The organism is Erythrobacter sanguineus, assembly GCF_900143235.1.
Taxonomy (GTDB): Bacteria; Pseudomonadota; Alphaproteobacteria; order Sphingomonadales; family Sphingomonadaceae; genus Erythrobacter; species Erythrobacter sanguineus.
In genome coordinates this window covers 88,293-105,920 of the sequence record NZ_FRDF01000014.1, presented here as the reverse complement: position 1 = coordinate 105,920, position 17,628 = coordinate 88,293, and the positions used below count along the sequence as shown (strand labels likewise).

Genomic DNA, 17,628 nt, shown 5'->3' with positions numbered 1-17,628 from the left:
CGCCCGCCGACGCCTACCTCGGCAGGGCGGCTTCCATCCTCAATCAGCGTGAAAGGATCAAGCGACACACCATCGAACATCGGCGCTTGCAACACCGCAAGCTCGCCGCCTAAAACCAACCCCCAGACGAGGTCCGCACTCCGCTAATCTACGCCGCAAGTTGTGCCAAATGTTCTGACGACGGACAGCCTCTGCCATCAACGCGCGGATCCCTTCTACTAGGCGCAGCGTTTCCTTTGAACTTTCGGCAACACTGTTGATCATGAAGAGCACCCAAGGCTCCCATTCACCAACAGCAGGCGCGCAGCAGCCGTTAAAATTCTCGATAGTCCAACGCGCCGCCCATGCCATCGCTCTGCCCCATCGCAGGCACCAGATATGACGCATTCTCTACACGCCGGAACAAATACTGATACATCACCGCGTCATCCACAATCAGCTCAGCGCGCGAAGAACCCAAGGGCCCACGGCGCAAAACCTGAACGATTTTGATGCCCAACTCACTCCCGGGACCCTTGGGCAAGACTAAGGCATAAAACTTGAGGTCCTTGTCCGAAGGTGAGCCCTTATCGCCGCTTGCACCGCGCGTGCCGCTGATCTGCCCGGTTGCACGGTCAATTACGTCGAGCTTGTAGCCTGCCTCCTTGAAGACTGCGACGGTCTGCTCGAAAGTCGTCTCGATCGGCGCATTATAGGCGTATCGCTGATAGTTGTTATCAAGGCTGAAGATGGAGCGATCAGGCTGCAGGGCCGAACCACTCGAGCAAGCCGACACCGCCAAGCTCATTAGCGCCGCAAGCACCAAACGTCCCCATGCCATCATGCCATCTCCTTCTTAGGTGCCCGCGCTAACTTCTTTGGGACTGTCTCTGCTTCTACAATCGCCTGCTCGCCAGCGGAAGAGAAATTGCCGCGCTGTCCACCCGCCCGTGCGCCCGCTTCGCAGCGGGGCGCCTGGTGGCACGTGCAGACACATCCCAAAAAGACTTTATTTGCACCGGTTCCGCGTCCACATCACGCATCATGCGCACCATTTTCGTTACCGGTTCGGCCGGGTTCATCGGCTATCACCTCTCGCAGGCTTTGCTCGACGAAGGTTTTCGCGTCGTCGGCTATGACGGGATGATCGATTACTATGACGTGCGGATCAAGCAGCGGCGCCACCAGATGCTGCTGCAACACCCGCATTTCACATGCGTCGAAGGGATGCTGGAGGATTTCGATCGCTTGCACGCCCTGGCGCTCGCGGAAAAGCCTGACGTCATCGTGCATCTGGCCGCGCAGGCCGGGGTGCGTTATTCTCTGGAAAACCCGCGCGCTTACGTGGATGCCAACCTGATCGGCACCTTCAACGTGATGGAATGCGCGCGCGAGCTTGCCGTCGATCATCTGCTGATGGCCTCGACCAGTTCGGTCTATGGCGCCAATACCGACATGCCGTTTGGCGAGACGCAGAAATGCGACACGCCGCTGACCCTCTACGCCGCGACCAAGAAGGCGAACGAGGCGATGGCGCATTCCTATGCCCACCTGTGGAACCTGCCGACCACGATGTTCCGGTTCTTCACTGTCTATGGCCCGTGGGGGCGGCCCGACATGGCGCTGTTCAAGTTCACCCGCGGGATCCTCGAAGGCACGCCCATCGACATCTATAATGACGGGGAAATGTACCGCGATTTCACCTATGTGAGCGATCTCGTGCGCGGTATCCGGCTGCTGATCGACGCCGCGCCGGTGCGGCCCGACGGCCCAGAGGACATCGCCGAGGGCGACAGCCTTTCGCCCGTTGCCCCCTTCCGGGTGGTCAATATCGGCAATGGCGAGAAAGTGCGGCTGATGGATTTCATCACCGCGATCGAGGCGGAATGCGGACGCGAGGGCATCAAGAACTTCATGCCGATGCAGCAGGGCGATGTGCCTGCGACATGGGCCGATGCGTCCTTGATCAAATCATTGACCGGCTACGCCCCGCAGACCCCGTTCCGCGAAGGCGTGGCGCGGTTTGTCGCGTGGTACCGAGATTATTACCGGGTGTAGGTACTACTCGGGCTGATCGCTGCGGGGCTGCGTCGGCGATGGAAGATCGCCCTCGCCTGGCAGTTCAGCCTGCCGTTCACGCTCGAGCCGCTCCATATATTCGCGCTCGATCATCTCGACCCGCTCCTGCTCGGCAGCGGCCTCAGCATCGATAGTGGAGAGGCGTTCCCGCCGCGCCTCCTCGATCAGCGCGCTGAAGCGCACATTGTCGGCTTCGGCCCGATCCTTGTAGGCGGCCTCGATGAACTTCTGGTTGCAGCCGGTAAAGCCGCCCGCGCCCGCCGGGCTGCAGCTCATCGCGCCGAAATCGCCGACATATTTGATTTCCTCGACCCGATTCGCCCAGGCATTGTTCTGGGGCGAATCGCTGTGGCGCAGATTGGTGGGAATGCGATAGCGTTCGGCCTCGACCAGAATCTCGCAGATCACCACCTCGCCGGGCTGGGCGACCGGACATTCATCCTCGCTGTAGGCGATCACCATGTTGATCTTCTCGTTAGTGCTCTGAGCACTCGCAGGATTGGCGGCACCCACGGCAGCAGCGACAGCGATAAGGGCAGGGGCAAAAAGATGCATCATAGCGAATGATCCTTGTGGCGAGCACGGCAATGCCGCTGCAATGCCTGTGCACGGGGGGCTTTGTCTAGACCGCAAGCGCTGAACCGCCGGTGAAGCCCGGGCAAGCAGGCTCTGTTTGCCGGGTTTGGCAGAAAATCGATATGCTCTGGCCGCATGGGCATCACTGCGCGCCGCGCGCTGGTGGATCAAAAAGACGCGCTGGTTCACGCCAAATTACCAGAAGAACTCGCTTGCCCGAAACCCTCAAGCGTTTGCTGCGAGACCACAAGCCTTGATGCGGAGCAGGAAAATCCGCTTGGACAGGCGATGCTCGCGGTCTAAGCCCAAAGCTTGCAATGCTCGATTTTCACGCAGACAGGCCATGATCATTCGCAGGGCCCTTATGGCACCGATCTGGATGCTCCAGCTGGCTACCGGAGCCAAGAGCTTCCTCGACAACCCGTGGATCGGTTCGCGGCGGCTCAACCAGCGCGGGTTGCATGTTGCGCGGGTCAGGCTCGCGGCAGCCCTCTCCGCTTGGCGACGCCGGCGCCTCGCCGCAATGGTTCGGCCCGAATGGCGCGCAGCCTTCGACCGCGACGGCTTCGTTGCTATCCCCGACATCATCCCGCCCGCACATTTTGCCGCGCTGCGCGAAGCGATCCTCGGCTACGAAGGCCCGGCGCGGGAAATGCGGCAAGGCGATGCGATCACACGGCGCATGGCAATCGATCCCGCCATGCTGCGCGCCATTCCCCAACTGCAATATCTGCTGGAACGCAAGGACATCCTTGCGCTGTTCCACTATGTCGCCAGCTACCGCATCACCCCGCTACACTACGTCCAGACGATCGTAAGCAAGACAGGCGGGAACGAAGTCGACCCCCAGGAGACGCTGCACGCCGACAGCTTCCATTCCTCACTTAAAGCATGGCTGTTCCTTAATCCGGTGGCGGTGGAGGAAGGGCCGTTCACCTATGTGGCCGGATCACACCGCTTTACGCCCGAAAGGCTCGCCTGGGAGCGGGCGCGCAGTGTTGCTGACCCCCGCGCCATCGACCGTCTTTCCGCACGTGGATCGCCGCGCGTCGGAGCCAGCGAGCTGGCGGCGATGAAGCTTCCCCCGGCCAGCGCGCTGGCGGTCGATGCCAATACGCTGGTAGTTGCCGATACCGTGGGCTTCCACGCTCGGGGGCCATCGCTGCGGCCGGGCGAGCGAGTGGAACTGTGGTCTTACGCCCGGCGCAACCCATTCCTGCCATGGCTCGGCGGTGATCCGAGCAGCCTGCCGGGTATCGCCGAGCGGCGGGTCGGACTGGTATGGCGCGTGCGCGATGGTCTGGCGAGGCAGATTGGCCAGCCTTGGCAACCAGTGGGTCAGCGCACCCCGATCGACAAGCGATGAGGCGACCCGCTCCGTGCGTCAGAAGCGCTCGCTCACCTTGATCGCAAGGCGGCAGCCGAGCCGGATTGCGCCTGCCAGCAGCGGATAGGCGGGCGCCCGTTCGGCGCCATTGGCCAGCGCGGCGTCGCGATGTTCGCGTTCATCCTCGCGGAAGGCCTCGATCATGTCGGCCAGTTCGGGGTCAGCCCCACTGTCAGCCAACCGGTCAAGCTGCTCGCTGTAATGCTTGTCGATCTCGGTTTCGACCGCCGCGGTGCAAGCCATCGCCGCTTCGGGGCCAAGCAGCGCCGTGCCCGCGCCCAGGGCATAGCCCGCCGCCGACCAGAACGGATGGAGCATCGTCGGGCGCACCCCGCGTTTGACCAGCAGCGCATCGAACTTGGCGCGGTGATCCTTTTCCTGTTCGGCCATGTGGCGGATTTCCGCCGAATGCGGCCCGCGGTCGCCCATCACGGCAAGCTGGCCTTCATAGATCCGGGTCGCGCCGAATTCGCCGGCCTGATCGACCCGGATCATGCGGTGGAGTTCATCGCGTTCCATCATCGGCTCCTTTGCGTGAAGCATTGCTGTCGCATCGCTTTAGGCCGAAAACCGGTGCCCACTTTTCGGCGCGATGCTTTCGCCCTTACTTCCTATACGCGGCGAGCGCCACAATGGCCGCACCCGCCCCGCAGGAAATCAGGAAATTGAACCCCGCCAGCGAAATCCCGAAGAGGCTCCACGGGGCGACATCGCAGCGCACCAGCGGCGCGGCGGAGACATTCATCACGTCGGTCCCCGATGGCAGGGTGGAACAGCCAGTGATCCCCGGCCACCAGCCATATTCGACCCCGGCGTGAAAGCCCCCGATCAGGCCCGAGGTGATGATCGCCAGCCCCGCGAGCGCCGTCCACACCCGCGCGGGCTGCATCACGAAAGCAAGGCCCGCGAGGCCGAGCGCGGCGAAATGCGGGTAACGCTGCCACCAGCACATCTCGCAAGGGAACAGGCCAAAGACATATTGCGAAATATACGCCCCGGCCAGCAGCGCTGCGGGAACCAGCACGGCCAGCAGCCGCGCCTTGCCAAGACCATCCATGGCTTGCGCGCCCTAAGGTCTGGCGGGCCGAAGGGCCACGGTGCTCTTGGTCGTCCGCCGCAGGGTTTCCATCGCGTAATGCAGCTGGAAATCCTCGACCCCCTGATCCTTGAGCTCGTCGGCGGTCAGCTGGAAGCGCGGATCGGCGACGGTATCGGTCTCCATCTCCTCGTCCTTGATGCCGAGTTCGTTGATCAGGTGGCCGCGCAGATCGCTCTCGCGCGTCTGGTATTTCTGGCGCAGCGCAAAATCGGGGTCGGAGATCTGCGGCACCGCAATGTCGGGCTTGATCCCGCCTTCCTGCACCGATTTGCCCGCCGGAGTGAAATAGCGCGCCGTCGTCAGCTTGAGCGCCGCGTCGCGGCCCAGCGGCAGCAGCGACTGGACCGAACCCTTGCCGAAGCTGCGTTCGCCCATGATCAGCGCGCGGCGGTGATCCTGCAATGCGCCCGCGACGATTTCCGAGGCCGAGGCCGAACCGGCATTGATCAGCACGATCATCGGCACACCTTCGGCCATGTCGCCACGATAGACGGTCTCGGCATCATAGAGCATCGTCTCGCCCCGCGCGCGGCCGCGCTGGCTGACGATCCGGCCCGAGGTCAGGAACAGATCGGCCAGCGCCACCGATTCATCCAGACTGCCGCCCGGATTGTTGCGCAGGTCGAGCACCAGACCGTTAGGGCGCCCGGCGGCATCCTTGCGGATTTCCTGCCAGGCGGAGAACACATCCGCGCCGACATCGGCGGAAAATTCGTTGACGGTGATGACCCCGATATTGCCCGCCGCAACTTCGTGGGTGACCGGTTCGAGTTCGATCACGCCGCGCGTCACGTCCACTTCCATCGGCTCGTCACGGCCCGGGCGGAAGATCGTCAGCTTGATCGCGGTGCCCGAAGGCCCGCGCATCTGCGCCACCGCATCATCAAGGCTGCCGCCATAGATCAGCTTGCCATCAAGATGCGTGATGAAATCGCCCGCCTTGATGCCGGCTGAATCCGCCGGACTGCCGCGGAAGGGGGAGACGACCTTGACCGCGCCATCCTCCATCACGACCGACAGGCCGAGACCCGAATAATTCCCGTCGATCATGGTTTCGAGCCGCTGCAGATCGCCGCCATCGAGATAGGCCGAATGCGGATCGAGCGCGGCCAGCATGCCATCAATCGCGCCGCGGATCAGCACGTCATCCTCAACCGGCTCGACATAGCTTGCCTTCACCCGCTGGAACACCGCGAACAGCTTTGCAAATTCGGGGCCGGCGCGGCCATCGACCTGCGCCATGGTGGCAGTGGTGGCGGGGATCAGCGCCACCGCGGTGACAAGCGCGGCGCTGCGCAGGAGAGCGGCGAATTTCATGGGACGTGCAAGGCTCCTTTGGGCGGCGAATGTACAGGTTCGGCCAGCTTAACACCAGATAGTCGCGCGGGCGGCCTGAAACAGCGTATCCGGACGGGACAGCCAAACCTGCATCCGTGTTGTCAAGATCGGGCCTAGCGCAGGAATTGCAAGGGATTGGCAGGCTCTCCATGGCGCCGCAGTTCGATCGTGACCGGCTCCTCGCGCCCACCCGCGACCCCGATCGGACTGCCGCCGATGACAGTGTCGCCGACCGCGGCATCGACCCGCGCAAGGCCGGTGACCAGGCTCGTCCAGCCGCCATCATGTTCGATGATGACGATTCGCCCGAAGCCGCGATAGGGCCCGGCGAAAGCCACCCGCCCACGCGCCGGGGCGACCACCTGCGCGCCTGCGACCGGGGCAAGCACAAGGCCGGTGCTGGCAAGGCCGCTGTCGCGCTTCGCGCCGAAGCCGACCAGCGTGCGCCCATCGACCGGGAGCTGGAAATCGCGCGGTGGCTTGGCGCTACTGGTGGCGGCTGCGACGGGTTGCGACGCAGTGGGCAAAGCAGCGGCGAGGTCTGCCGGGCGCAGGACGGGGCCGGGCAGCGCCGCCAATTCGCGCCGCAGGGCCGCAATATCATCCAGCCGCGCCACCAGCCCATCAAGATCGCGCGCTTCCTCGGCCAGCGCCAGCGCACGCTCGGCCTCCCGCACAGCAGCGCCGCGCGCCGTGCGCGATGCGACACGCTGCCGGTTTTCAAGCGCGGCGAGTTGTGCGCGGCGTTGACGCAAGGCTTGCTCCCCATCGCGCAGGCTCTCCAGCGCAGCAGCGGCTTCGGCTTCGAGCATGCGGCCCTTGTCCAGCTCGGCTCGCAAATTGGCTGTGCGCGCGCGGATCTGCGGCACCGCACTGTCGAGCACGGCGCGGACATAGACGACCTCTTTCAATGATCCGGGCTGCAGCGCAGAAAGCGCAAGTGGGCGGCGCGATGCGGTTTGCAGGGCGGCGGCCAGGCGGGCGGTCGGCTCCTGCTGTTCGGCCAGTCGGGCGGTCAGTTCAGCGCGCTCGGCCCGCGTGATGGTCAACTGCGCACGGGCGACTTCGATATCGGCTTCGGTCTGCTGGATTCGCGCGGCGAGGGCGGCGGTTTCAGCCGCAACGTGCTCGGCCGCCTCGGTCGCGGCTTCGGCCTCGCGGGTCAGGCGGGCCACGCGCTGTTCGGCGCGGCGGCTTTCGCGCGCGGCGCGGGCCAGCCGGGCCTCGGCATCATCCGGCGCAATCAGCAGCACATCGGTGCGGGCGCGGCTTTCCGGCAGGGCAACGACCAGCGCGGCGCAAGCGGCGACGGTGGTCAGCAAGGCAAGGATCACCGGACGGGTCATGCGCCTATCCTGCCCGATGATAGGGATGCCCGGCAAGGATGGTGGTGGCGCGGTAAAGCTGTTCCATCAGCATCGCCCGCGCCATCAGGTGCGGCCAGGTGGCGGGGCCAAAGGCGAGAAGGAGGTCGGCGTTCGCCCGTTCGGCATCGGAATGGCCGTCCGCCGCGCCAAGCATGAAGCGCGTCTCGCGCACGCCTTCATCACGCCAGCGCCCGAGCATGGCGGCGAAATCCTCGGAAGGCAGGGCTTTGCCGCGTTCATCGAGCAGCACGGTGCGGCATGGCGTCATCGGCTCAGCAACCTTGCCCGCCCCGGTATCGGGCCATTCGGTCAACTTCACCGGCCACGTCAGACGCTTGGCATAGCGATCCAGCAGATCGCCCTCCGGCGACCGGCCAATCTTCCCGCGCGCGATGATGTGGAGGAGGATAGCGGTGTCCTTTTCTCTCACGGCACAAGGCTTGGCCTTGCCTCCGAGGGGCGGCCTACCGGCCGGCGGGCAGTCGCCCTTGCGGTCCGCGTCACGGCCCGTTTCGCATTGGAACGGTCACGCAGTGGCCGCAAGGGCGGATGGCCTCATGTAGCGAAGCGATAGGCCAACAAAAACGCCCGCCCGCAGGTGCTCAGGCCCGTAGGGCTTGAAACAGCACCGAGGACACGCGTCCGCGGAGGCGGGCGCGCAAAACAGGAAAAAGCTTCAGGCCCTGCCTTGCGTGGCCTCGCCCCCCTCGAACGACCACATGCGTTCAAGGTTGTAGAAGCTGCGCACTTCGGGGCGGAACAGGTGCACCACCACGTCGCCCGCGTCGATCAGCACCCAGTCGGCAGCGGGCAGGCCTTCGATCCGGGCATGGCCGAATCCGGCCTGCTTGATCTTCTCGGCCAGCTTCTGCGCCATCGCTGCCACCTGCCGGGTCGAACGTCCGCTGGCGATCACCATGTGATCGGCAATCGAGCTTTTCCCTTCGAGCGGGATCGACACGATTTCCTGCGCCTGATCATCATCAAGCTGGGTCATCACCAGTTGGTGCAGCGGATGGTCTGCCATGTCAGGCTGCACGAGCGACTGGCCCGCCTTGGCCGCGGCGTGCGCCGGGCCAAGCGGAATGGATGCGACAAAGGCCTCGGTAATCGGCAATCTTGTATCTCCAGAGTTCAGGGCGATGAAGGCCGGCAACACGCAGACGGGCAGGTGAGGAAGCCGAAACGCGTGGGTCGCGAATCATGCCCCTTCCTCTGTCCGGATGCTGCGAAATGTCAGCCGGTCGCGCAGCGGCGTATCGTGTTTGTCGTCGTTCCGATCCGGCCCAGCCAAAGCTTCAGCCCACCCGGCATTGGCACGGCGGATAGCCGTGGCCGAGCGGTGATCCGGATCGAAACGCAATAACACCAGTGCCGGTGCGCTCCATTGCCCCCGTTTCCGAAAACTGGCGGCGGGCACTCGGTAGCGCCTGAGCCAGGCCATGGCGGGGCTCGTCATGGCGGCTGCATCATAGCCGGGGCGGGCGATCACCGCAATCGGCATTGTCCGGGCGATCTGGCGCCAGTCTTTCCACTGATGGAACTGGGCGAGATTATCGGCCCCCATCAGCCACACGAACCGCCGTTTCGGATAGCGCCGGACCAGCGAGCGGAGCGTATCGATGGTGTAGCGTGTGCCAAGCTGCCGTTCGATCGCGGTCGGCACGATCGGGGCGCGGCGGGCCTGCTGCCGGGCGGAACGCAGCCGGGCCTTGAGCGGGGCCATGCCCGCGCGCGGTTTCAACGGATTGCCGGGGGAGACCAGCCACCACACCTCGTCCAGCCCCAACGCCTGGGCCGCGAACAGGCTGATGCGCCGGTGCCCGCCATGCGCAGGGTTGAAGCTGCCCCCGAGCAGCCCGGTCAATTGGGGGGGAGAACGCAAGCGCGCCGGTCCGCCGGTCTCAGGGCCTGATCGTCATGGACGCGTCTGGCCTTGCCCGCGCACCTGCCACTTGTAGGTGGTCAGCCCTTCGAGCGCGACCGGCCCGCGCGCGTGCAGCCGCCCGGTGGCGATGCCGATTTCCGCGCCGAGGCCGAATTCGCCCCCGTCGGCGAATTGCGAGGAGGCATTGTGCATCACGATCGCGCTGTCCACTTCGGTCAGGAAGCGTTCGGCCGCCGCATCATCCGACGTCACGATGGCATCAGTATGGCCCGAGGAATGGCGGGCGATATGCGCCAGCGCAGCGTCGAGGCCATCGACCATCGCCACCGACAGCACGGCGTCGAGATATTCGGTGTCCCAGTCATTCGCGCTGGCCGGGATCACGCGGTCGTCTAGCAAGCGAATGCGTTCATCGCCGCGCACTTCGCAGCCCTTGTCGATCAGCGCGGCGACCAGTTCCGCCGCCTTGGGATAATCGGCATCCACCAGCAGCGTCTCCATCGCCCCGCAAATGCCGGTGCGGCGCAGCTTGGCGTTGAGCGCGATGTCCTGCGCCATGACCGGATCGGCGGCGGCGTGGATATAGGTGTGGTTGATGCCATCGAGATGCGCGAGCACCGGCACGCGCGCGTCGGCCTGCACCCTTGCGACGAGGCTTTTGCCCCCGCGCGGCACGATCATGTCGATCAGGCCTGCTGCCCCCAGCATCGCGCCCACCGCCGCGCGGTCCTGCGTCGGAATCAGTTGCACGGCTTCGGCGGGCACGCCGCCCTCCACCAGCCCTTCGACCAGCGCGGCATGGATCGCGCGGTTCGAAAAGACCGCCTCGCTGCCCCCGCGCAGCAGCACTGCATTGCCCGCCCGCACGCACAGCGTAGCGGCATCGGCGGTCACGTTGGGGCGGCTTTCATAGATGATCCCGATGGTGCCTACAGGCACGCGGATGCGCTGGAACCTGAGGCCATTCGGCTGTTCGGACTGGTCGATCACCTGGCCCACCGGATCAGGCAGATCGGCCACCGCGCGCACCGCGGCGGCAATCCCGGCAAGGCGCGCTTCGTCAAGCGCCAACCGGTCAATCATCGCTTTGGCAAGGCCGCGCGCCTCGCCCGCGGCAATATCCCTCGCGTTGGCGGTGAGGATCGCCGGGGCGGCGGCTTCGAGCCGGTCGGCGGCAAGATGCAGCGCCGCCGCGCGCTGCGCGCTGGTCATGGCGGCAAGCTGGCGCTGCGCCAGCCGTGCTTCGCGCGCGAGCGTCTCGACCAGCGTCTGAGGGTCTTCGGATTCGGGACGGGTATTGCGGGATGCTGTCTGAGTCATGCGCGGGCCTTAGCAGCCGCATGGCCCGCTGTCAGGCCTGCCGCAAACGGCGGGGCTCGCCCTTCGGCACGAATCAGGAACATTGCACGCGTCGATACGCAATTTCCGATAAGACAGCCGACAGGATGTGGAAGATGTCTCCGCGATGAACCGCTCGCCGCGATTCCGCTTCGGTTCACCCCTTGCCTGCGGCGCGCGATTCGACCCCCCGCATTTGCCCTGATAGCGCCTGGAGGTGAGGCATAGATAAAAAATCGGGGCCGCAGTGTCAGACAGAATTTCGGCGCGCAATTGGGGCGAACAGCTACGTCGCTGGTTTCCCGAGCGCGAATTTTTCATGCGCTCTCAGGGGCAGGTGCGGTTCATCAGGATCTCCGCCCGATTCCAGATGCGCGCAGCCGCGCTGGCATTGGTCGTGGTGCTGGGTTGGCTTGTTTCGCTCGCTGTGATGGCCTGGGGCCAGTACCGCGCCGAGGCTGATCTGGCCTCCTTCGAACAGGAAAAGGTGCGCGTGGCGACGGCCCGCGAACGGCTTGATGCCTATGGCGGCGATCTTGACCGGGTGGTGGACGATCTCCAACAGCGTCAGGACTTCCTCGAAGAAATGGCGCGGATGCTGCCTGAGGACATCATCGCCGAAGGCGGCGGCGCCGGCACCGTCACCGATTCCAGCGCCGAGGCTGCCAAGACGGTGGAGAAGGTCGGTGCCCTGATCCCGCAGGCGCGCGGCCTGGCCGAGGTCGAAGCCCGCCAGATCGCCGTGGTCGAACGGCTCACCCGCTTCGCCGATGCCCGCGCCCGCCGCGCCGAGGCTGCGATGCGCAAGCTCAACCTCGATCCCGCCGCACTCAGCCGCCAGACCCGTGCGGCAATGGGCGGCCCGTTTGAGGCGATTTCACCGTCAGGCAATGGCGAAATCGACCCGCGGTTCGAACGGCTCGGGCTGAGCCTGTCGCGCATGGCCGTGCTGGAACGAGCGCTGGATGGCATTCCGCAGGTCGTGCCGGCGACGGTCGAGAATATCACCTCGGGTTTCGGTTACAGGCGCGACCCGTTCAATGGCCGCGCAGCGATGCATTCGGGCCTTGATTTCAAGGGCGCGGTTGGCTCGCCGATCTTTGCCGCAGCCGAGGGCCGCATCACTTTTGCCGGGCGCAAGGGCGGCTATGGCAAGGTGGTGGAAATCACCCACGCCAATGGCATGATGACCCGTTACGCCCACCTGTCGCGGATCGATGTGAAGCCCGGCCAGCTGGTCGAGACCGGCGCAACGCTGGGCGGGCTTGGCAATTCCGGGCGTTCGACCGGCCCGCATCTGCATTTCGAAGTCCGCATCAATGACCGCGCGGTCAATCCGCGCCCCTTTCTGGAGACCGCCTCCGATGTTCTCAAAGAAGTCCGCAGAGCCGGACCGGACCGCACCCCCGCCCAGCCGGCCGGCCAGTAGAGGCAGCACGATGGCTTCGGGTTCGACCTTTTCGGTGATTGGCGCGGATGTGGTGATCAAGGGCGATATCAGCGCCACCGCCGATCTTCACGTCGACGGCACGATCGAGGGCGACATCAAGTGCGCCAGCCTCGTGCAAGGCGAATCGAGCAACATCAACGGCGCCGTCACCGCCGAGAGCGCGCGGCTCGCGGGCCGCGTTGCCGGTTCGATCACTGCACGCGAACTGGTGATCCTCAAGAGCGCGGTGATCGAAGGCGATGTCCATTATGATGCGCTGACGATCGAACAGGGCGCACAGGTCGATGGCCGATTTGCCCCCAATGCGCGCCAGCCGGTCAAGGCCGTGCCTTCGGCAAGCGTCGAAGCGGCGGAATAAGGCGGGTTACAGCACCTCGGCGCGCAAGGCCTTGCGGTCGAGCTTGCCAATGATCGTCTTGGGCAGGCTTTCGCGGATCACCACCTGATCGACGCGTTCGTGCTTGCCGATCTTGGCGTTGAGCCAGCTGGCCAGCTCCTCGGCTGTGGCGCCCGCATCGCTTTGCAGCGCGACATAGGCGCGGGGCACTTCGCCGCGATATTCTTCGGGCACGCCGATCACCAGCGCCTCCTTCACCGCGGGATGTTCAAGGATCACGTCCTCGACCACGCTCGGGAACACCTTGAACCCGCCGACCGCGATCATGTCCTTGATGCGGTCGACAATTTCGAGGAACCCGTCTTCGTCGATCCGCGCGACATCGCCGGTGCGCAGATAGCGTTTGCCATCGCGTTCGACGAAGGTGTCGGCATCGGTTTCGGGCCGGTTCCAGTAGCCGCGCATCACCTGCGGGCCGCACACCGCCAGTTCGCCCGGCTCGCCTTCCGGAGCGAGGTTTTCGGGGTGCTCCTTGTCGAGCAGGATCACTTCGGTTCCCGGAACGAGTTGGCCGATGGTGCCGCGCTTGCGGGTGCCTTCATAGGGGTTGACCGAGACCACGCCGGCGCTTTCGGTGAGGCCATAGCCTTCGACCAGCCTCACCCCGGTCGCGGCTTCAAAGCGGGCATGGACGGGGCCGGGCATCGGCGCGCCGCCGGAAATGCAGACCTTGAGGCTCGACAAGTCGGTTTTCGCCAGATCGGGGTGATCGAGCATCGCCTGGAACATGGTCGGCACGCCGGGAAAGCCGGTGCAGCGATAGCGCTCGATCGTTTCCAGCACCTGCTTTGTCTCGAACCGCGGCACCATCGCGATTGACGCGCCGGTCGCGACCGCGTGGTTGAGCAGCGCGGTGTTGGCGAAGACATGGAAAAACGGCAGCGCGCCCATGAAAACTTCATTGCGGACATCATCAAAGGGATTGATCGCCGCAACCTGCTGGGCGTTCACCGAAAGCTGGTCATGCCCCAGCATCGCTCCCTTGGGCCGCCCGGTGGTGCCGCCGGTATATTGCAGCAGGGCGAGGTCTTGCGGCGTCACATCGGCGGGGGTGAAAGCCCGGTCGGGCGTCATCTCGGCCCAGCTGCGCACGCCGGGACCATAACCGACATCGGCAATCTGGCTGCGTTTCAGCAGCTTCAATGCGATGCCCTTGTACCACGGCAGCATGTCGGCGAGGCGGCCGACCACCAACGTTTCCAGCGAGGAGGCGGCCAGCACCTTGTGCGCGGTCTGATAGAGTTCGGGCACATCCAGCGTCACCAGCACGCGGGTGCCGCTATCCTCAACCTGCCAGTTCAGCTCCTCGACCGAATAGAGCGGCGAGAAATTGACCACGATTGCACCGGCCATCATCGCCCCGTAATAAGCGGCAGCGTAGATCGGGACATTGGGCAGGAACAGGCCCACCCGGTCGCCGCGGGCAATGCCAAGCGCCTGCAACCCTGCGGCAAAGCGCTGCGCATCCTCGAAGATTTCGCGATAGGAATAGGTGCGCCCGAGGAAATGCAGGAATGGTGCCTGCGGATCGGCACGCATGGTGCGCTCAAACATGGCCGGCAGGCTCAACGCTTCGAACAGGGTGCCTTGCGGGGTCGGGTGATGGTAGGCGACGTTACTGACAGACATGTCAGTAATTGTGGCTGACAATGCCCTCGTGCACAAGCAAAACTCGTGCCCGCAGCGCTGATTTTTCGCAATGGCGCGAAGCGGTTGCGCCGCGCGCGGGAGGGCGCGGCGGCCGGAGTGATCACAGCACCCCGGCCAGCCGCGCTCAGTCCTTGATGAACCCGCTTTCGGGGTCGATCTTTTCCTCGGCAGCTTCGGCTGCGCGGCGTGCGGCAAGCCAGGCTTCGGCCTCGGCTTCCTGCGCGGCTTCGGCAGCGGCCTTGTGGGTCGCATCGCGTTCGGCGCGCAGTTCCTCGATCAGCTTTTCGCGGTCATTGCGCTCACCCTTGACCGGGGCTTCGACATCCTCGGTCACGCCTGCGCGCTTGGCGGCCTTGGCGACCACTGCGTCAAGCTCGCGCTGCGAACACAGGCCCAGCGTCACCGGATCCTTGGGCTGGATGTTCTGGATGTTCCAGTGCGACCGCTCACGGATCGCGCCGATGGTGTTGCGGGTGGTGCCGATCAGCTTGGAAATCTGCGCATCCGACACCTCGGGATGGCTGCGCAGGATCCACGCGATGCCATCGGGCTTGTCCTGCCGCTTCGACACGGGGGTGTAACGCGGGCCCTTGGTGCGGGTCACTTCGACCGGGGCCTTGTGCATCTTGAGCGAATAGGACGGGTCGGCCTGACCAAGTTCGATCTCGCCTTGCGTCAACTCGCCCGAATGAACCGGGTCGCGCCCGGTATATTTGCTGCCCGCCAGATCGTCGGCCATCGCCTGCACTTCAAGAATGTGCAGCCCGCAGAATTCTGCAATCTGTTCAAACGACAATCCGGTGTTGTCCACCAGCCAGGTCGCGGTGGCGTGCGGCATCAGCGGCTTGGGCTGATCCTTGATAGCCATGAGGGAAATCTCCGTTCAAAATAGAAGGGCCGCCCCTTTCGGAGCGGCCACCTTGCCGGCCTAGATAGGCGATTGCCTGCCAAACGGCAAGCAAACCTTGATTCAGAACGCCGGCGCTGCTGCGAAGGGCAAACTGCGCTCTTCCTCCAGCGCCGCCAGCCCCGATCGGAACTGGTGTGTCGCCGCTTCCCATGAATAGCTTGCGCCATAGGCCGCGCAGGCCGTGCGATCGCAATACCGCGCGGCGTCGATGGCGCGGGCGAGGTCTTCCGACAGGGCGCCCACCTGGGGCGTGACGATGTCGATCGGCCCTGCCACCGGGAAGGCGGCGACCGGGGTGCCGCAGGCCAGCGCCTCGATCATGACAAGGCCAAAGGTGTCGGTGCGGCTTGGGAACACGAACACATCGGCCCCGGCATAACAGCCCGCCAACGCCGTCCCGGTCTTCTTGCCAAGGAAGCGCGCCTTGGGGAACTTCGCCTCCAGGCCTGCGCGGGCCGGGCCGTCACCGACCACCACCTTGGTGCCGGGATAGTCGCAGGCCAGGAAAGCCTCGATGTTCTTTTCCACCGCGATGCGCCCGACGTAGAGCAGGATCGGGCCTGCGATATCGGCATATTCGGGCGGCGGCGGGGCCTGGGGAGAAAATGACACCAGATCGACCCCGCGGCTCCAGTGGATGAGCTGGGTCAGGCCCTGTTCGCGCAACTGGGCGCGAATCGTCTCGGTCGCCACCATGATGGCCTGTGCCGGGCGGTGGAACCAGCGGATATAAGGCCAGAACGCGCGCGCGGGCAGCCCCGTCCGGCGCGCGAGGTAATCGGGGAACTGGGTGTGATAGGCGGTGGTGAACGGCAGCTTGCGGCGCAGGCAGTAACGCCGCGCGGCAAAGCCCAAAGGCCCTTCGGTGGCGATATGCACCGCTTCGGGCGCGATACTGGCCAGCCGCCGTCCGACTGCGCCCGGCGCTGTCAGGGCAAGGCGGATTTCCGGATAGGTCGGCGCGGGGATCGCAGGATATCCCTCGGGCGAGATCACCGTGACCTCATGCCCCCAGCCGCGCAGCACATCGCAGGTGGTCGACAGCGTGCGCACCACGCCATTGGTCTGCGGGTGCCACGCATCGGTGACGATTGCGATGGAGGCGGGGGCGATGGAAGAGGGGGCGATCGCGGCGTGCGCGGTTTCCGGCAAGATGGAGCTCAGCCGGTTCACGCCGCCTCGCGCGCAGTACCGGTTTCAGAGGTGGTGGCCGGGGCCTCTGCCGCAAGCCGCCGCTTCATTTCCTCGGGCCAGTGGAGGATCTCCATCCGCCCGTCGTGATGCTCGACCAGCGCGTTGCAACCTTCCACCCAGTCGCCATCATTCCAGTATTCGATGGCCTTGCCATTATGGTCGAACATCCGGAATTCGGCGGTGTGGATATGGCCGCACACCACCCCGTCGACCCCGCGCTCGCCAGCGGCACGGGCGACGACTTCCTCGTATTTGCCGATGAATTCCACCGCGTTCTTGACCTTGTGCTTGGCAGCCTTGGACAGCGACCAATACGGCTTTCCCAGCCAGCGGCGGAACGCGTTGACCGTGAGGTTGAGCTTCATCATCAGGTGGTAGGCATGGTCGCCCACGAAGGCGAGCCAGCGGTGCGACAGCATCACCGCGTCGAATTCGTCGCCATGCAGCACCATCAGCCGCCGCCCGTCGGCCGTATCGTGAAAGGCCGCACGGCGGATCTCGATCCCGCCGAAGTTCAAGCCGGTGAACTGGCGGAACATCTCGTCATGGTTGCCGGGGATGTAGACCACCCGCGTTCCGCGCCGGGCGCGTTTCATGATCCGCCAGACGATGTCATTATGCGCGGCGGGCCAGTAGAACTTCTTTTTCAGCCGCCAGCCATCGATAATATCGCCGACCAGGTACATCACCTCGCTGTCGGTATTGTCGAGGAAGTCGATCAGCAGCTCGGCATTGCAGCCCTTGGTGCCCAAGTGGACATCGCTGATCCAGATGGTGCGATAGCGCCGCCGTTCAGGGCCACCCAGTTCAGGCACCTCGGGTTCGGGGGTCTTGGGGGCGGTCAGCGGAAAGCTGGCGACATTTGTGCTGATCAGGTCAGACAGATCGGAACCGGTCATGGCATAATCCCTGGATGTCATGTCTTGCTCGCAAGACGCCATGACAGGGAAATGTTACAGGGGTTGAGCAGGCGAAT

At 64.8% G+C, this 17,628-nt stretch carries 19 protein-coding genes and 1 pseudogene; 6 read left to right on the top strand and 14 right to left on the bottom strand.

Going from position 1 to position 17,628, the window contains the following annotated elements; genetic code table 11:
• Window positions 1-113, top strand: a pseudogene (locus tag BUA05_RS14605) (PEP/pyruvate-binding domain-containing protein); the annotation flags it as partial.
• A 200-nt stretch (window positions 114-313) separates the two neighbouring features.
• On the opposite strand, the gene BUA05_RS12135 reads toward BUA05_RS14605, so the two are convergent.
• Window positions 314-823 (bottom strand): hypothetical protein, encoded by a 510-nt coding sequence (locus tag BUA05_RS12135; protein ID WP_143150312.1) that lies wholly within the window; start codon window positions 821-823, stop codon window positions 314-316.
• Between the two features lie 200 nt (window positions 824-1,023).
• Here BUA05_RS12135 and BUA05_RS12130 point away from each other — a divergent pair, with 200 nt between their 5' ends.
• Window positions 1,024-2,037: an NAD-dependent epimerase/dehydratase family protein gene (locus BUA05_RS12130; RefSeq protein WP_072675270.1), complete on the top strand. Its 1,014-nt coding sequence runs from the start codon at window positions 1,024-1,026 to the stop codon at window positions 2,035-2,037.
• A 3-nt stretch (window positions 2,038-2,040) separates the two neighbouring features.
• On the opposite strand, the gene BUA05_RS12125 is transcribed toward BUA05_RS12130, so the two are convergent.
• Window positions 2,041-2,616 (bottom strand): hypothetical protein, encoded by a 576-nt coding sequence (locus tag BUA05_RS12125; protein WP_072675269.1) that lies wholly within the window; start codon window positions 2,614-2,616, stop codon window positions 2,041-2,043.
• Window positions 2,617-2,769: 153 nt separating this feature from the next.
• Between BUA05_RS12125 and BUA05_RS14815 the strand changes: the two genes are divergently transcribed.
• Both BUA05_RS14815 and BUA05_RS12120 read left to right on the top strand, forming a co-directional pair.
• Window positions 2,770-2,937, top strand: a complete 168-nt coding sequence (locus BUA05_RS14815; RefSeq protein WP_158093714.1) for a hypothetical protein — start codon at window positions 2,770-2,772, stop codon at window positions 2,935-2,937.
• Window positions 2,938-2,977: 40 nt separating this feature from the next.
• Entirely contained in the window at window positions 2,978-4,000 is a 1,023-nt protein-coding gene (locus BUA05_RS12120; protein WP_072675268.1) for a phytanoyl-CoA dioxygenase family protein, read from the top strand.
• An 18-nt stretch (window positions 4,001-4,018) separates the two neighbouring features.
• On the opposite strand, the gene BUA05_RS12115 is transcribed toward BUA05_RS12120, so the two are convergent.
• From BUA05_RS12115 to BUA05_RS12080, 8 genes are all read right to left on the bottom strand, one after another.
• Window positions 4,019-4,540 carry a demethoxyubiquinone hydroxylase family protein gene (locus BUA05_RS12115; protein ID WP_084662659.1) on the bottom strand — a complete coding sequence of 174 codons (522 nt, stop codon included), beginning with the start codon at window positions 4,538-4,540 and terminating at the stop codon, window positions 4,019-4,021.
• Window positions 4,541-4,625: 85 nt separating this feature from the next.
• Entirely contained in the window at window positions 4,626-5,078 is a 453-nt protein-coding gene (locus tag BUA05_RS12110) for a disulfide bond formation protein B (RefSeq protein ID WP_072675267.1), read from the bottom strand.
• Between the two features lie 12 nt (window positions 5,079-5,090).
• A complete protein-coding gene (locus BUA05_RS12105; protein ID WP_072675266.1) occupies window positions 5,091-6,437 on the bottom strand; it encodes a S41 family peptidase in 1,347 nt (448 codons plus the stop codon).
• Between the two features lie 134 nt (window positions 6,438-6,571).
• Window positions 6,572-7,804 (bottom strand): murein hydrolase activator EnvC family protein, encoded by a 1,233-nt coding sequence (locus tag BUA05_RS12100; RefSeq protein WP_072675265.1) that lies wholly within the window; start codon window positions 7,802-7,804, stop codon window positions 6,572-6,574.
• 4 nt (window positions 7,805-7,808) lie between these two features.
• On the bottom strand, window positions 7,809-8,234 hold the full coding sequence (locus BUA05_RS12095) for a 23S rRNA (pseudouridine(1915)-N(3))-methyltransferase RlmH (protein WP_072675290.1): 426 nt from the start codon (window positions 8,232-8,234) through the stop codon (window positions 7,809-7,811).
• Window positions 8,235-8,501: 267 nt separating this feature from the next.
• Window positions 8,502-8,852 (bottom strand): ribosome silencing factor, encoded by a 351-nt coding sequence (rsfS, locus tag BUA05_RS12090; RefSeq protein ID WP_072675289.1) that lies wholly within the window; start codon window positions 8,850-8,852, stop codon window positions 8,502-8,504.
• Between the two features lie 174 nt (window positions 8,853-9,026).
• Entirely contained in the window at window positions 9,027-9,710 is a 684-nt protein-coding gene (locus BUA05_RS12085; RefSeq protein ID WP_072675264.1) for a nicotinate-nucleotide adenylyltransferase, read from the bottom strand.
• A gap of 33 nt (window positions 9,711-9,743) precedes the next feature.
• Window positions 9,744-11,033, bottom strand: a complete 1,290-nt coding sequence (locus tag BUA05_RS12080) for a glutamate-5-semialdehyde dehydrogenase (protein WP_072675263.1) — start codon at window positions 11,031-11,033, stop codon at window positions 9,744-9,746.
• 265 nt (window positions 11,034-11,298) lie between these two features.
• On the opposite strand from BUA05_RS12080, the gene BUA05_RS12075 reads away from it, so the two are divergent.
• On the top strand, window positions 11,299-12,480 hold the full coding sequence (locus BUA05_RS12075) for a peptidoglycan DD-metalloendopeptidase family protein (RefSeq protein WP_281247023.1): 1,182 nt from the start codon (window positions 11,299-11,301) through the stop codon (window positions 12,478-12,480).
• A 10-nt stretch (window positions 12,481-12,490) separates the two neighbouring features.
• Window positions 12,491-12,859, top strand: a complete 369-nt coding sequence (locus BUA05_RS12070) for a bactofilin family protein (RefSeq protein WP_072675261.1) — start codon at window positions 12,491-12,493, stop codon at window positions 12,857-12,859.
• A gap of 6 nt (window positions 12,860-12,865) precedes the next feature.
• Here BUA05_RS12070 and BUA05_RS12065 read toward each other — a convergent pair whose 3' ends face one another.
• The 4 genes from BUA05_RS12065 to BUA05_RS12050 form a co-directional block, all read right to left on the bottom strand.
• Entirely contained in the window at window positions 12,866-14,527 is a 1,662-nt protein-coding gene (locus BUA05_RS12065; RefSeq protein WP_072675260.1) for a long-chain-fatty-acid--CoA ligase, read from the bottom strand.
• Window positions 14,528-14,672: 145 nt separating this feature from the next.
• Window positions 14,673-15,416 (bottom strand): DUF1013 domain-containing protein, encoded by a 744-nt coding sequence (locus tag BUA05_RS12060; protein ID WP_072675259.1) that lies wholly within the window; start codon window positions 15,414-15,416, stop codon window positions 14,673-14,675.
• A gap of 102 nt (window positions 15,417-15,518) precedes the next feature.
• Window positions 15,519-16,610, bottom strand: a complete 1,092-nt coding sequence (locus tag BUA05_RS12055; protein WP_178139184.1) for a glycosyltransferase family 4 protein — start codon at window positions 16,608-16,610, stop codon at window positions 15,519-15,521.
• Between the two features lie 17 nt (window positions 16,611-16,627).
• A complete protein-coding gene (locus tag BUA05_RS12050; protein ID WP_425429522.1) occupies window positions 16,628-17,572 on the bottom strand; it encodes a UDP-2,3-diacylglucosamine diphosphatase in 945 nt (314 codons plus the stop codon).
• Window positions 17,573-17,628: the final 56 nt, after the last annotated feature.

What these genes read in the sequence shown, in the direction of transcription:
- BUA05_RS12135 (WP_143150312.1), bottom strand. Translation starts at nt 823, where the DNA reads ATGATGGCATGGGGACGTTTGGTGCTTGCGGCGCTAATGAGCTTGGCG.
- BUA05_RS12130 (WP_072675270.1), top strand. Translation starts at nt 1,024, where the DNA reads ATGCGCACCATTTTCGTTACCGGTTCGGCCGGGTTCATCGGCTATCAC.
- BUA05_RS12125 (WP_072675269.1), bottom strand. Translation starts at nt 2,616, where the DNA reads ATGATGCATCTTTTTGCCCCTGCCCTTATCGCTGTCGCTGCTGCCGTG.
- BUA05_RS14815 (WP_158093714.1), top strand. Translation starts at nt 2,770, where the DNA reads ATGGGCATCACTGCGCGCCGCGCGCTGGTGGATCAAAAAGACGCGCTG.
- BUA05_RS12120 (WP_072675268.1), top strand. Translation starts at nt 2,978, where the DNA reads ATGATCATTCGCAGGGCCCTTATGGCACCGATCTGGATGCTCCAGCTG.
- BUA05_RS12115 (WP_084662659.1), bottom strand. Translation starts at nt 4,540, where the DNA reads ATGGAACGCGATGAACTCCACCGCATGATCCGGGTCGATCAGGCCGGC.
- BUA05_RS12110 (WP_072675267.1), bottom strand. Translation starts at nt 5,078, where the DNA reads ATGGATGGTCTTGGCAAGGCGCGGCTGCTGGCCGTGCTGGTTCCCGCA.
- BUA05_RS12105 (WP_072675266.1), bottom strand. Translation starts at nt 6,437, where the DNA reads ATGAAATTCGCCGCTCTCCTGCGCAGCGCCGCGCTTGTCACCGCGGTG.
- BUA05_RS12100 (WP_072675265.1), bottom strand. Translation starts at nt 7,804, where the DNA reads ATGACCCGTCCGGTGATCCTTGCCTTGCTGACCACCGTCGCCGCTTGC.
- rsfS (WP_072675289.1), bottom strand. Translation starts at nt 8,852, where the DNA reads ATGGCAGACCATCCGCTGCACCAACTGGTGATGACCCAGCTTGATGAT.
- BUA05_RS12080 (WP_072675263.1), bottom strand. Translation starts at nt 11,033, where the DNA reads ATGACTCAGACAGCATCCCGCAATACCCGTCCCGAATCCGAAGACCCT.
- BUA05_RS12070 (WP_072675261.1), top strand. Translation starts at nt 12,491, where the DNA reads ATGGCTTCGGGTTCGACCTTTTCGGTGATTGGCGCGGATGTGGTGATC.
- BUA05_RS12065 (WP_072675260.1), bottom strand. Translation starts at nt 14,527, where the DNA reads ATGTCTGTCAGTAACGTCGCCTACCATCACCCGACCCCGCAAGGCACC.
- BUA05_RS12060 (WP_072675259.1), bottom strand. Translation starts at nt 15,416, where the DNA reads ATGGCTATCAAGGATCAGCCCAAGCCGCTGATGCCGCACGCCACCGCG.
- BUA05_RS12050 (WP_425429522.1), bottom strand. Translation starts at nt 17,572, where the DNA reads ATGACATCCAGGGATTATGCCATGACCGGTTCCGATCTGTCTGACCTG.